We start from the raw sequence: 13156 nt of genomic DNA on the forward strand, positions 1-13156 counted from the left end.
TTAGCGGAGGACCGAATGGGGCCGACTATTTTGCTTCGCGATGTAAAGGCGGCTCTGCCGCCGACGGAAAATAGTCGGCCCACGAGGTTGCCGGTCCGGGCCGCTTGCCGCCCGATCGCCCTCTCGGAAGGCCGTGGGGGCGGTCCTCTCCGGCGCTGGAGGGGAAGCAGGACCACCGGCCTTGCGATAACGAAGCGGGTGCGTCGCACCTCATCCCCGTTCCGGCTATGCCGCCAGTTCAATAAAGTGGGCGACGTCCTGCGCCGCGATCTGCACGCGGCTCGCGGCCCGAAGGGCATCAATTCCGAGCAGGCGAAGATCCTCGTTGAAGTCGCCAAGCCGTGGCGAGATCACGATCGCCTCGATGCCGGCCTCCTGCGCCCGATCGATCAAGGTCGCCATCGCGCCGTCACCGGCAGGATCGTCATCGCGGGCGATGTAGAGCCGGCGCAGCGTGTCCGGGAGAAGGACGGCTGAGAGATGCGCCGCCGAGAGGGCCGCGACCATCGGCATGGTCGGCAGCACGCTGCGGAGCGACAGTATCGTCTCAATGCCCTCGCCGGCCGCCATGACTTCACCAGCTACGCCAAATCGAACGGCGTGACCAAGCAGGTCGCCCATCGCCCGTTTCGGCGTATCGATCAGCGCCTTGCCGAGCGTCGTCTCGCTGAAGCCTCCGGGGTCAAGCCAGGTGCGATGCGCGCCGGTCAGGTGGCCGCGGAGATCGGTGACGGCGGCGATCATCGCCGGCCATGTCTCGGTCGCGCTGTGGTCGTCGGGCCGGTAGTAGCAACGTGGGTGAAAGCGCAAACTTCCGGTTTCGTGCAAAGCCGTAATGCCGCGATTGCGGAGATACGTGTCTGCGAGTGTGCCTGCGATCGACTGCGACGCGCCGAAGAGCCGCCGCGCCGCCTCTGGGGATCCGAGGGGCGCGGGCGACGTTCTCGACCGCAGGCGATTTGGCTCTCGCTCCGGTTCTGGACGCGGCAGACTTAGAAAGCGTCGTGCCTCATTGGCGACATCGCGAAAGTTCGAAAAAGCGCAGCTCTCGCGGATCACGTCGAGGAGATCGCCATGTTCGGCCGAGGCAGCATCTCGCCAATGCCCCGCGGCGCCAGGTCCGGATTCCGGTCCGCTGAGCCGGACGAACATCGACCGGCCGGGCGTATTGCGGACGTCGCCCACCGTCCAATAGCGGCCCTGGCGCCGCCCGTTGGACAAATAATGGCGGCACACCGCCTCGGCGTCACGCGCGAGACGGCAGGCCAGTTCGGAGGCGTTGTCGCGGGCCATCAGGCGGCCTCCCGCTCGCCGATGCGCACGATCGGATAGTGGTCGAGCACCTTTGCCAACACTCCGGCGCCGGTCGCATCTGATGGCACGAACATGCGCAGCTTCCACGAGATAATCTCGGTGAAGAGGCCGTAGGCGCGCAGCCGGTCACGCATCGTATCGGTGAAGCCGGATAGCTCGATGCGATGGGCGCCCATCACGCGGACACGACGGAGCTGCAGATCCTCAGCGAGGTCGAGGACGGTGCGCCCCTCCATCAGCGCCGAGAAAGCTTCGTGTGGGGTCAAGCTGCAGGTAGCAGTCGCGCAAGCGCTTGCCGCCCAGGCTGCCGAGACCCTGCGACCGATGATGCGCTCGCCATCGTCGGTCTGGAGCCGATAGACGCGCGTCGACTCGTTCGGCAACCGCTTCCAGATCGGCAGCAGCAGGCCGGCGACGATGTGGAGCGTGCTCTCAGCGAACTCGGGTACGTCGACGACTTCGCCGTTCCATGCCGCGGCGAATATCTCGCGATCCGCAGGCTGCCAGTGGCTCTCGTCCATCATCTTCATCGAAGCATGATGGTGCTCCATGGGGCGGATCAGCCGCACGCGGCTCTCGATTTCGCCGTCATCGAGCATGAGACTCAGAGCCGGAATCTGCACCGCGGCGCGCCCCGAGCGCTCGTTGACCAGTAGCACCGCCCGAGCATCGGCGAGATAATCGAGCGCTTGATCGAGCGTCATGGGGCGATTGCGGCGGCGTTCGATGATCGTGAGCAGCCGGGTTTCCGCGCCAGTCGCAGGGTGCGTGTAGATCGTGCGCCGATCGGTGACGATGAAGCTCTCAGCCTGCAGGGTCTCCAGCCCGATATCGTAGACGCCGCTGGCGATGGCGCCCTCGATCTTCGCGTTCAGCAACTGCTCGAAGGCCGTGAACAGCAGACCTTGCAGGTCGATGGTGAGCGCGAGCAGGCGATTCAGCAACGTCGTGATCGGCGGCAGCTCGTCCTTGATGCCGTTCGCGTCGATGAGCTTCAGGCCCGTAGCGTCCTCGAAGGTCTGGAGTGAGCAGCCTTCGACCTTGCCGCGCACGAGCAGCAGATAGAGCTGGCGCAGCGCGTCGCGGGCGTAGTGGCTCTCAAGATTGTCCTCGGGCCGGAACAGGCCCTGGCCGCCGGTCTGGCGCTGGCCGCGCGTGATCGCACCCAGCGTGTCGAGCCGGCTGGCGATGGTCGACAGGAAGCGCTTCTCCGCCTTCACGTCGGTCGCGATCGGCCGGAAGAGCGGCGGCTGTGCCTGGTTGGTGCGGTTCGTACGACCGAGCCCCTGGATCGCGGCATCGGCCTTCCAGCCCGGCTCGAGCAAATAATGGACCCGAAGCCGGCGATTCCGCGCCGAGAGTTCGGCGTGGTAGCTGCGGCCCGTGCCGCCAGCCTCCGAGAAGACAAGCACGCGCTTCAGGTCGTCCATGAAGGCGGCGGTCTCTGCAAGATTGGCGGAGGCGGCACGGTTCTCGACGGCAAGGCGGTCACCCCTGCGCACCACGCGCCGCGAACGGCCGGTCACTTCCGCCACGAGGTCCGTGCCGAAACGCTGCACGATCTGGTCGAGCGCGCCGGGAACGGGCGGAAGCGAAGCGAGCCGCTCGATCAGCTCATTGCGGCGCGCGACGGCCTCGCGGCTCTCGACCGGCTGGCCGTCTCGGAAGGCGGGCCGCGACGAGAGATTGCCCTCGGCGTCGGTGAAGGGCTCATAGAGCTGCACCGGGAAGGAATGGGCAAGGTAATCCAGCACGTATTCGCGCGGCGTGATGTCCACGCGCACGTCGTTCCATTCCGCAGGTGGGATCTCGGCGAGCCGGCGCTCCATCAGGGCCTCGCCGGTCGATACGATCTGGATCACCGAAGCATGGCCCTCGGCCAGATCCCGCTCGATGGAGCGGACCAGGCTCGGCGTCTTCATGCTGGTGAGCAGATGACCGAAGAATCGCTGCTTGGCCGATTCGAAGGCCGAGCGCGCGGCCGACTTAGCCTGGCGATTGAGGGTGCCGCTCTCGCCGGTAATGTTGGCGGCCTGCATCGCCGCGTCGAGGTGATTGTGGATGACGCTGAAGGCACCGGCGTAGGCGTCGTAGATGCGCCGTTGCTCGTCGGCGAGCTGGTGCTCGACCAGCTCATATTCGACACCGTCATAGGAGAGCGAGCGTGCAGTATAGAGACCGAGCGAACGAAGATCGCGAGAGAGCACCTCCATCGCCGCGACCCCGCCCTCCTCGATCGCCTCAACGAACTCGGCGCGCGCGGCGAACGGAAAATCCTCACCGCCCCACAGGCCGAGCCGTTGAGCGTAGGCGAGATTGTGGACCGTGGTGGCGCCGGTCGCCGAGACATAGACGACGCGGGCATTGGGCAGCGCATGCTGCAGGCGCAAGCCCGCACGGCCCTGCTGCGAGGGCGCGACATCGCCCCGCTCGCCCTTGCCGCCACCGGCATTCTGCATGGCATGGCTCTCGTCGAAAATGATGACGCCGTCGAAGTCGGAGCCCAACCATTGAACAATCTGCCGGACGCGCGAAAGCTTCTCGCCGCGGTCGTCGGACCGCAGCGTAGCGTAGGTTAAAAATAGGACGCCTTCGGCCAACCGAATCTCACGCCCCTGGGGGAAGCGCGAGAGCGGCGTGACCAGCAGACGCTCTATGCCGAGCGCCGACCAGTCGCGCTGCGCGTCCTCGAGCAGCTTGTCGGACTTCGAGATCCAGACCGCCTTGCGCCGGCCCTGCAGCCAGTTGTCGAGAATGATGCCGGCGGACTGGCGACCCTTGCCGGCGCCGGTCCCATCACCGAGCATGAAGCCGCGACGGAAGCGGACGGCGTTTGGTGCGTCGTCGCGGGCGGCCGTGACGAGGTCGAAGGTCTCATCAACGGTCCAGGCGCCGGCGAGATAGTTGCCATGCGCCTCGCCGGCATAGATGACCGTTTCAAGCTGGGCGTCTGAGAGGACGCCGCCGCTGAGGAGGTTGGCCGGCAGCCGGGGCCTGTAGCTCGGCTTCGGCGGCGCGACCGAGGCCATCGCGGCCGACTGCACCAGCTTGGTCGGGTGCGCCTGCGCGCCGGGGATCCGGACCGATTGGAGCCGGTATTCCTCGTAGATGGCGTCGCTCATGCGCGCGCCCTCGGGCGGCGTCCAATCGGTCGTCTCATAGACGAGGTCAATCGCTTCAGGGTCGGTGACCGAGGCATTGACCGACTGTGTGGCGGCCCGCGCGAGATAGCCGCGCACGGTGCGAGGCGCCGGCGAGGCTGACATGGGAAGCGCGCCGGTTGATGCGACGCTCAGGCGAGGTGGAACGTGTTCGCCGATCCAGCGGAGCAGCGTCGCGACGTCGGGCGCCATTCCCGGCGACGCCACGAACGCGTTCCGGTCATCGGCAGGCAGCTTGTCGATGACCGTGAGGCGCGTCTCGATCGTGGTCCCGTGCTTGGCATAGACCGCGCCGGCGATCGCCGCGGTGAACACCACGCGGCCGCGTTCCTGCAATCGGGCGAAGGCGCCACGCCAGGCTAAGGATTCGGGTGAGACGTTTGCGCCTGATATCGTGACCAGCCGGCCGCCGTCGGCGAGACGCGCCAGGGCCGAGGCGATGTGACGGTACGCGGTGTCGGCCATCCGGCCCGAAACGTTCGCCATCGCTGAGAATGGCGGGTTCATCAGCACGACACTCGGGACCATCGAGGGATCGAGGTGGTCGTCGATTTGGGCCGCGTCGAAGCGCGTGACGGAGATGGCCGGAAAGAGGGAAGAGAGCAAGGTGGCCCGGGTCTCGGCCAGTTCGTTCAGCACGAGCCCGCCGCCGGCAACGTCGGCGAGGATGGCAAGCAGCCCGGTGCCTGCGGACGGCTCCAGCACGCGATCCGCCGCCGTGATGGCGGCCGCGGTCAGCGCCGCCAGGCCGAGCGGGATCGGCGTCGAGAATTGCTGGAAAGTCTCGCTTTCGACAGTGCGGCGCGTGTGGGTCGGCAGAAGTCCCGCGATCTTGTCCAAAGCGGAAAGTCGTGAAGCCGCAGAATCAGCTTTGCGGAAGAGCGCCTTTCCGTATTTGCGCAGGAACAGGACGGTGGTGACCTCGCAAGCGTCATAGGCCATCTTCCAGTCCCAGGCGCCCGTCGCATCGGATGCGCCGAAGGCCACTTCCATCGCGGCGCGCAGGATTGCGGCGTCGATGCGGTGGCCGCGCTCGAGATGCGGGAGAAGCCGTTCGGCCGCAGCGATGATGGCGCCCTCGGGAGTACGAACAGGCGAGAATGGCGCGAGTTGGTCGGCGGCGATCGGGGAAAGGTCAGTCATGGAGGAAGCCTTCGGGAGAGCCGGGAACGTCCGAGCCGATCGGCGCTCTCTCTGACCGCGCCGGCTCAAACCCGTCCCGGCCGCCCTCTCCCTCTCAGCATCAAGGCGGCGGTGCCCGACATGAGAAACGGCGCCCCACCGGGTGGCGGCGCGCCGCGCGCAGAGCGTTCCTCAGTACCCGAACTGCCGAGATGGCGAGGCCCGACCGCCGTCAGCGGCGGCGACCGCTTACGCGAGGTATCGCGTCGGCCTCGCCGATAGCGACGATGTCTTTCGTCATGACGCAGCTCCCTCGATCGGGTCGTCTTCGCCCGCGAGAATGGCCTCGGCCTTGGCGATGGCGGCGTCCGCCCGTCGGCGCCAAAGCTCGACATCCACTGAGCCGTCCTCCGGAGCGTGGATGAGTATCTTGAGCAGACCGAGCAGCAACTCGAAATGGCCGACCTTGCGCTGGACCTGCTCGCCGAAACGTGAGGGAAACGGCAGGCGCGGGCCGCTATAGGCGGCGTCGCGGCCTTCCCAGGCAGCGCTAACATAGGTATCGCCGGATGTTTCGACGCCCGACTTATTGTCGTCCCAGCCCTTGTCAGCGATCGCAAGATCGCAGGCTTGGTCGAGCGTTTCGGCGTCGTAAGTTCGCTGGCGATAGATCGGCAAGCGATAGGTCGTCTCGATGGTAAAGAGGGGCACGAGGGCCTCCAGAATGCAAAAGCCCGGCTTGCGCCAGGGCTTTGGGGTGAATGGCAATGAAAAGACGCGGGACGGCGAAAGCCGCCCCGCGTGGTCGAGTTATTCGGCCGCGATCATGCGCGACTCGTCCGCTTCATTGGCCGAGGTTTCCTCCTCGTCGCCGGCGAGGAATTCCGGCAGCGCCTCGCCATCGCCCTTGGACTCCGCGCCATCGACAGCCGCCGCCAGTTGGGCGTCGGGCATCCGCAGCGGCTCGGGTAGCCAGCCGGTCTCGGCCAGGAGGCGCTCGGCCTCCTTAGCCATGTCGCCCTTCTTCAGATGGTCGATGAGTTGGGCGGCCCGCTCGCCGGCGCCCTCCCGCACCGCCTCCAAAATGCGGAGCTTCGGCACGCGGCCGAGATAGTTTTCGACGGTCGGGCGCCAACCGCTATTCACCATGTCGAGGTTGACAGCCCGGGCGATGCGATCGGCCTCAGTGATCCGCTGCTCGATGGTGTGCGGGGTGGCACCGCCGCCGTAGCGATCGCCCTTCTCGTAGAGCGCGTTGACGCCGAATGAGGCGCAGTGTGCGAAGAGCGCCGCCTGCTCCTCGCCCGTCAGACCGGTGAGCCAGTCCCAGAGATCGGCCTTGTCTTTCGGCAGGCGCTCCTCCCACGTCTTGTGGCGCGCGTCGATCGCCTTGGCCGCCGGCGTGTCGTTCAGCCCTTGTGCCTGCACCGGGAAGCTAGCGCTACGCACGGAGACCTCCATCGCCGTCCCGTAGGAGGAATAGCGGGAGAAGACATCGAGGCAGAACTTGTACAGCACCGATTGGAAAGCGACCGAAGGCGTGATCCCCAGCCTGTCGCGCAGCGCCAGCGTCCGCTCGGCCGTAAGCTCGGTCAGCAGGCGGTCCGGCAGCGGCTTCATCGCATCATCATCCTCGTCCTCTGCCTCCGCGACCTGCCCGCCGATAGTGATGACGGCGCGCTGGATTCCCGGCGCTAATGGTTCGGCGCCGTCGAGGGTCGCGGCAGCGGGCTCGCCATCGCTGCCCTGCTCTGGCTCGGCCACGGGCAGCTCGTCTTCAGGCCGGACGTAACCGCGATCAACCAAGAGCGTGCCTTCGGCGTCGATGCCGACGAACACACCCGCGCGCGTGATGTCGGCAAGCTGATAGCTGATGGGTCGATCGTCAAAGGCGGCGAGAGCCGTCTCGATTTCGCCAAGTCGCTGGTCAATCTCGTCGGGCAGCTCGTCCGCGCCATCATGCTCGGCTTCGAGCCTCGTATATTCGGCCTTGAGCGCCTCGATGGTCGCCTGCTCTTCGGCGGTGACATCGGCGGATACGCCGTCCAGCTCGCGCAAGCCACGCGTGTGGCCGTAGGGGAAGTCGATCGCGACCTCGATCCACTTCCAACCTTCGGCGGCGATCGTTTTCGCCTCTGCCTTCAGCTTCTCAGCGACCAGGCGGTCGAGCAGAGCGACATCCTCGAGCCAACCACCATCGTCGGACTGAAACAGGTCGCGCAGCACCACGCCACCGGCCGCTTCGTAAGCGTCGAGGCCAACAAACATGGCGCGACGGTCGGAGGCGCGCACGGTTTTCTCCGTCAACATGCGGCGGATCTGATAGGGCTCCTTCTGCCAAGAGCCGGAGATGGCCTGCCAGACCTGCTCCTGGCGTCCATGATCCGCGGTGACGGTGAAGGCCATCAACTGTTCGAGCGAGATACCGTCCTCGGCATAGATGTCGAGCAGCTCCGGCGAGACCGAGGCCAGCCGCAGGCGCTGTTTCACCACGTTGACTGACGTAAAGAAGGCCGCGGCGATGTCCTCCTCGGTACGGCCCTTCTCGCGCAGGGCCTGGAAGGCACGGAACTGGTCGAGCGGGTGCAGCGGAGCTCGCTGGACGTTCTCGGCGAGCGAATCTTCCTCGGCGACGCCGCTGTCGCGAACGACGCAGGGCACCGGCGCGGTCTTGGCCAGGCGCTTCTGCTTCACCAGCAGCTCCAGCGCGCGATAGCGGCGGCCGCCGGCCGGGATCTCGAACATGCCAGTCTCGGCGCCTTTGGCGTCGAGGACCGACCGGACGTTGAGGCTCTGGAGCAAGGTACGCCTGGCGATGTCCTCGGCCAGCTCCTCGATGGAGACGCCGGCCTTCACACGCCGGACGTTTGACTGACTGAGCACCAGCTTGTTGAAGGGAATGTCGCGCGAGGACGACAGCGTGATCTTCTGAACGGCAGTAGCCATAGGTGATACTCCGCGACGGGCGACCCAAAGTCTCTCTCTGGACCTCCAACCCGTCACGCAGCGCGGCGCCGCTCTCTTCCTCTCAAGGGCAGCGCCGCAAACTGACGATCAGGAAAGACGGAAAGGCACGAAGCCGGAGACACGCCGTTTCGCATCTCCGGCTTTCCGGGTGTCAGGTCGCGCGGTCGAGCAGCTTCATCGCGCGGGCCTCCAGCTGGAGAACGCGATCGCCAGCATCTTCAGGTCCGCGCCCCGCTACAACGGGCCAGCGACAAGAGGAAAATGAGACTGGCACGCATCTGTCTCGTCGGGAACTGCGGATGAAGTCTGACGCTCCTCAGCAGATACGGGCTGCTGCGCGTGCATCCAGTCGGCGGCCTGCTGCGCCTTACTGGCGGCAGTAAAGATGGCCCGAGGATCGTCCTTCAACACTTCGATCCACGACGCAATATACGCTGCGTGATCGGGACGCGGATAATGGGCTATGCCCAAATCGGCAAGGACAAGCCCGCTGAGAATCTCCACGCAACATTCCTCGGCGGCATAGGCAGCCGAGCCGAACCGACCCGAGAGATCGCGGTCAAGCCGGTGCTTTGCCCCTGAGGCATGGCCGTTCTCATGCAGCCAGACAGCATAGAATGACACGGCATCGCGGAAGGACGCGAAGTCCGGCATGAATACCGTGTCCGATGACGGGAGGTAGTAAGCCTCGGATCCACCGAATATAGTCTTGATCCCGAAGTTGGCGATGAAAGCTTCCGCATGCGCCAGGCGCTCGCTCTCTGGCAGGACGTTCGTCGGCGGGCGTTCGTATCCGTCCACCTGAGCGACGTTGAACACCGAGAATGCTCGGGCAAACATCCGCCGATGGCCGCCATTATCATCGTCATCGTCGTCAGCCGGCTCGGACGGAGCGACCTGCTTCCACAGCACAACAGTGGTAGCGCGTTCGCCCTTGCGCACCTGCGCGCCAGCGTCCCGCCATTGCCGATAGGTGCCCCACAGGCCATCGCTGTAATGGCTGGCCGTGGCTGCGACCCAGAGCGCCACCGTGTTTATGCCCCGGTAGCGTTTGCCCGAAGCGACGTTGGTTGGGCGGGCAACACTCGTCCCGTTGTGGAACCACGGCGCACGCCACTCGCCTGCACCTTGCTCGATTGCCGCGATGATCTCGGCGGTGACTCGCGTGTAAACATCGGCACGCGCTCCGGACTGCATCCTGAAAGACATCGTGAGCTCCTTGGGAGCGACGCGAGCGCACGGGATCGCCACCGCTTGCGGGCGGCGTCAGGCTCAACGTCGATGGGAAGGGATCAGTGAAAAAGCTGGTGATACAGCTTGACTGTTTAGATAACGGCTATATTCGGGGCCAGTAACGGCGCGAAGCTCGACGCGACCATCCTCTATCTCGAGCGTCTTGAGCTGCTCGGCTCGGTGAGAGTTGAGGCCGAACCGCAGGTTGATGCCAGCGAGCGGGCACCGGAAACTGACGGAGGTAAGCCGCCGGCGTTCCGACCACCGATACTCCAGTGAGTCGGCGCGTCGGAACCGGGCAGCAGCAGAGCAAGGCGCTCGGCATCGTCGCGGCGGCCTCAACCCGGATCGCAGCGCTCTCGAGCGTTCGGGTCCAGCTTCGCTCGGTCCGTCTACGCACCATGGCATAGAGGTCCGACAGGGATAGATAGCGCTCGTCCGCTGGCCGCGAGAACCATTCCGACGATACTCGGCCGACGCGCTCGCCGCGGGTCACGTCCACCTTGTAGCCGCCGACATGGTCGCGGGCGGCGCTCAGAACTTCGACTTGGATCATGGGTTATCTCCACGACAGGCGCCGGAGGCCTCTCCTCCGTTCTTCAACCCGTCATGGCGAAGCCCGTCCGCCCTCTCACTCTAAGGGGGGCGTTGTGGGGTTCTCCCCACAGAAGGGGTCGGCCGAGACCTCAGGCTCGGGCGTAGGGGAAGGCTTTCCCCTCAAAGCGCATTTAAGGGCGGAATACGCGACATCCGTGCGTGTTCGGCGGCCTTGCCGTCTATTGCGACAAAGCGGCCGCGAACATGAAGCAGCGATCTTTCGAGCAGATGATCAGTGATCTTCACGGCGAAGGAGACGCAATCCCGATGGTGGACATTCACCAAGTTCAGTGGCGAACTTCAACGGTAACGGCGAACCTCAAATTTGAGGGCGTAGCTTCACCGATTTTTGTGCACACGAAATTCACAGAGAAGTGCGTCGCACGCACTCCTGTTGAACGACAGCCCAACGAAAAAGCCCCGTCCTTTTTCAGGACGTGGCCACACTGATCAGTGTGCATTGATTACTGCACCGGGCTTAACTCGACAGAGAACTTACAGTGCGCCTATTGCAGACAGGCGGGCTAGCTGCGGAACGCTTTCGTTCTATGTGAACCATTGCGTCCGCGGCCTGGTCGTTTCGTCGGTCGTTTGGCTGTCTTGACCATCTCAGTCTTGGTCCCGAGGATGTCCGCGGTCACCGCTTCGGGTTCCTTCCTACGACGTGGACGCGCTGGCTTACGGCCTTTCGGCAATATCTTGGGAGCCTTCGCACGCTTGGCTGGACGAACAAAGAATTCCGACAAATGAACGTCCAGCGTTTTGGCGATGCGGTCAAGCAGATCGATCGTCGGGTTTGTCGATTGCCGCTCGAGGCTAGACATGTAGGAGCGATCAATCCCGGTCTGATAAGCCAACTTCTCTTGCGAGATGCCGCGATCCACGCGGATCCGACGAATATTCCAGGCCACAAGCGCACGAGGTTTCATGCGCCAAGCATGCCTTTCGCTTGTGCCGTCAAACCACTGGCTATAACCCAACTATTAGGGACCAGGCTCACCAGAACCACCGCCGCACACGACACCGTCGAGATATCGTGGACGGTCGCGCCGTTATGTCGGCAATGAGCAGGGCTCCGTTTCTGGTAGCGCTCATCTTCCGACAGCGAAATTTCGCGTTTGCCCATGAGTGAGCTTGGCTTCACGGGGAGACGACAGAACGACTATAAAAAGCCCACAATCTTCAGAAATCCTTCTCAGCTTCAGTTGGGAGACTCCTATGCGACGCGACACCGCACCGAGCGAACCGACCCTGACCCCTTATGACCGCGAGCATGCGGTGACCTATATGCGTATGCTGGATGCAGACGCAGAAGGCGCCGACTGGCGAGAAGTCGCAGAGATCGTGCTGCAGATCGATCCCAAACGGGAGCCGGAGCGTGCACGCCTTGCCTATGAGAGCCACCTCTCCCGTGCCAGATGGATGGGCAGGCACGGGTACCGGCAGTTGTTGCGGAGTGGTTTGGGCCTAGCCCTCGATTAGGCCTCGCAGGACGGCTTCCGCACGCAGGGAGACGGCCGTGTAGTGCTGCGCGGCCTTAAATGGACTTCGCTGATCCGGATCTTTCTGTCGCGCTTCGTCACCAGAAACCCGCAAATGGGAGGAGGTTCGTCCGGTCCTCGTCAACATGGTTGCGGCCGCACGTGAGTTGCGGGCGGCTTCCTAACGCTTACGGAGAATGTCGATGCAGTTCTGGATCAAGTGCACCCGCTTTGGCAAAGCGGAGCCGTACTACGTGAATATCTCGCTGGTCGGCGGGATGTCGCGCGAAGGCGGAAAGACGATCCTGGAATTCGTCGGCAGCAACGCCCAGACCATCGAGGTGAATGAAACGCCGGAAGAAATTCTGGCGATTCACCTCGGTGCGTCGGAAGGCCAGCCATCGCAAAGGTGGTAGGCGAACACGAGGCGTTCGAACTCGGTGCCGCTGAAATCCTCGAAGTGAATCGGCCGGACCGTCCGAGCTATCGTCACCTGCCTACCTCCTGGCTCCCAGAGCTACGGAGCGGGTTGATGATCTGAATGTCCTCGAAGTCCTTTTCATTATCGGTCACGACGACGCACTGGTTGGCTTCGGCTACAGCGGCAATGATTGTGTCTAGCGCGCTTCGCGAACGGCCTTTGGCTTTGCCGTTGGCCATCAGCCGCGCCCACACGAGGCCAGCTTTCTCGTCGAACGACAGCACGCGGCCAGCGAACAGCGCTTGCGGACCTTCGGGGCCTGCGAACCAAGTTTCAAGGCTATTGCGCTTCTTGCCCTTTGGTTTCTCTAAGATGCCTCGGCGGATTTCGGCGACGGTAAGCGAAGCAATGAAGAGGTCATCGTCTTTCTGAGCACCCATCCAAGCCAGCAGCGAGTCCGACGGCTCCGGCTTTATGATGTTGCTGATGATATTGGTATCAAGGAGGTAGCGCGTCACAGATCGACCTTACGCCCCTCTTCTCGCGGGCGGCTGAGGCCGAGATCTGCGCCGACCATCGGTGAGCGACGCAGCGCGGCGAGAATCCCCCCCGCTTTTGGAGGCTCACCCGCCACTGCCTGCCGTATGGTCCGGCGAAGCTGCCCGGCTTCCGGACCGTCCTCCGTCAATTTCCGGGCAAGGGATCGAAGCAGATCGCGGTCGGCGTCGAGCGCCTGGATCTCGAACCGCGCGATGCCACGCTTAGTCAGGCGCGACCGATAATTCTCGAGGGCTCTCTTCTGCGCACTGTTGCTCATCGCGTCCCTCCATGCTATATCCAGATATATAACCGTATTTTCT

9 protein-coding genes and 2 pseudogenes are annotated in these 13156 nt (G+C 64.3%); 2 read left to right on the top strand and 9 right to left on the bottom strand.

Annotated features, from left to right (window positions below; all coding sequences use genetic code 11):
* Nucleotides 1-225: 225 nt before the first annotated feature.
* The 7 genes and pseudogenes from ACVWYP_RS00150 to ACVWYP_RS00180 all read right to left on the bottom strand — a co-directional run.
* Nucleotides 226-1293 carry a DUF7146 domain-containing protein gene (locus ACVWYP_RS00150; RefSeq protein ID WP_028343830.1) on the bottom strand — a complete coding sequence of 356 codons (1068 nt, stop codon included), beginning with the start codon at nt 1291-1293 and terminating at the stop codon, nt 226-228.
* Complete coding sequence (locus tag ACVWYP_RS00155; protein WP_028343829.1) at nt 1293-5618, bottom strand: strawberry notch family protein; 4326 nt, start codon at nt 5616-5618, stop codon at nt 1293-1295. Before ACVWYP_RS00155 ends, ACVWYP_RS00150 begins: the two co-directional genes overlap by 1 nt.
* Before the next feature lie 276 nt (nt 5619-5894).
* Nucleotides 5895-6308, bottom strand: coding sequence for a hypothetical protein (locus ACVWYP_RS00160; RefSeq protein WP_028343828.1), 414 nt, complete (start codon nt 6306-6308; stop codon nt 5895-5897).
* A gap of 99 nt (nt 6309-6407) precedes the next feature.
* A complete protein-coding gene (locus ACVWYP_RS00165) occupies nt 6408-8543 on the bottom strand; it encodes a ParB/RepB/Spo0J family partition protein (RefSeq protein WP_028343827.1) in 2136 nt (711 codons plus the stop codon).
* A gap of 255 nt (nt 8544-8798) precedes the next feature.
* Nucleotides 8799-9773: an ArdC family protein gene (locus tag ACVWYP_RS00170; RefSeq protein WP_051448100.1), complete on the bottom strand. Its 975-nt coding sequence runs from the start codon at nt 9771-9773 to the stop codon at nt 8799-8801.
* Nucleotides 9774-9875: 102 nt separating this feature from the next.
* Nucleotides 9876-10353, bottom strand: a pseudogene (locus ACVWYP_RS00175) (DUF932 domain-containing protein); the annotation flags it as partial.
* Between the two features lie 691 nt (nt 10354-11044).
* Nucleotides 11045-11323 (bottom strand): annotated as a pseudogene (locus tag ACVWYP_RS00180) (helix-turn-helix domain-containing protein); the annotation flags it as partial.
* 289 nt (nt 11324-11612) lie between these two features.
* Between ACVWYP_RS00180 and ACVWYP_RS00185 the strand changes: the two are divergent.
* The gene (locus tag ACVWYP_RS00185) at nt 11613-11876 is read left to right on the top strand and encodes a DNA -binding domain-containing protein (RefSeq protein ID WP_129964775.1); all 264 of its coding nucleotides are present in this window, start codon (nt 11613-11615) and stop codon (nt 11874-11876) included.
* 202 nt (nt 11877-12078) lie between these two features.
* On the top strand, nt 12079-12291 hold the full coding sequence (locus ACVWYP_RS00190) for a hypothetical protein (protein WP_129964776.1): 213 nt from the start codon (nt 12079-12081) through the stop codon (nt 12289-12291).
* Between the two features lie 73 nt (nt 12292-12364).
* Here the strand turns inward: ACVWYP_RS00190 and ACVWYP_RS00195 are convergent, their stop codons facing one another.
* Both ACVWYP_RS00195 and ACVWYP_RS00200 read right to left on the bottom strand, forming a co-directional pair.
* On the bottom strand, nt 12365-12814 hold the full coding sequence (locus tag ACVWYP_RS00195) for a type II toxin-antitoxin system VapC family toxin (protein ID WP_028343823.1): 450 nt from the start codon (nt 12812-12814) through the stop codon (nt 12365-12367).
* Nucleotides 12811-13113, bottom strand: a complete 303-nt coding sequence (locus ACVWYP_RS00200) for a hypothetical protein (RefSeq protein ID WP_028343822.1) — start codon at nt 13111-13113, stop codon at nt 12811-12813. The genes ACVWYP_RS00195 and ACVWYP_RS00200 overlap by 4 nt, the downstream gene beginning before the upstream one ends.
* Nucleotides 13114-13156: the final 43 nt, after the last annotated feature.

The organism is Bradyrhizobium sp. USDA 3262 (genome assembly GCF_054060035.1).

Excerpts from the sequence above, each read along its gene's own strand:
- ACVWYP_RS00190 (WP_129964776.1), top strand. The coding sequence starts at position 12,079 with ATGCAGTTCTGGATCAAGTGCACCCGCTTTGGCAAAGCGGAGCCGTAC.
- ACVWYP_RS00200 (WP_028343822.1), bottom strand. The coding sequence starts at position 13,113 with ATGAGCAACAGTGCGCAGAAGAGAGCCCTCGAGAATTATCGGTCGCGC.
- ACVWYP_RS00185 (WP_129964775.1), top strand. The coding sequence starts at position 11,613 with ATGCGACGCGACACCGCACCGAGCGAACCGACCCTGACCCCTTATGAC.
- ACVWYP_RS00170 (WP_051448100.1), bottom strand. The coding sequence starts at position 9,773 with ATGTCTTTCAGGATGCAGTCCGGAGCGCGTGCCGATGTTTACACGCGA.
- ACVWYP_RS00155 (WP_028343829.1), bottom strand. The coding sequence starts at position 5,618 with ATGACTGACCTTTCCCCGATCGCCGCCGACCAACTCGCGCCATTCTCG.
- ACVWYP_RS00165 (WP_028343827.1), bottom strand. The coding sequence starts at position 8,543 with ATGGCTACTGCCGTTCAGAAGATCACGCTGTCGTCCTCGCGCGACATT.
- ACVWYP_RS00150 (WP_028343830.1), bottom strand. The coding sequence starts at position 1,293 with ATGGCCCGCGACAACGCCTCCGAACTGGCCTGCCGTCTCGCGCGTGAC.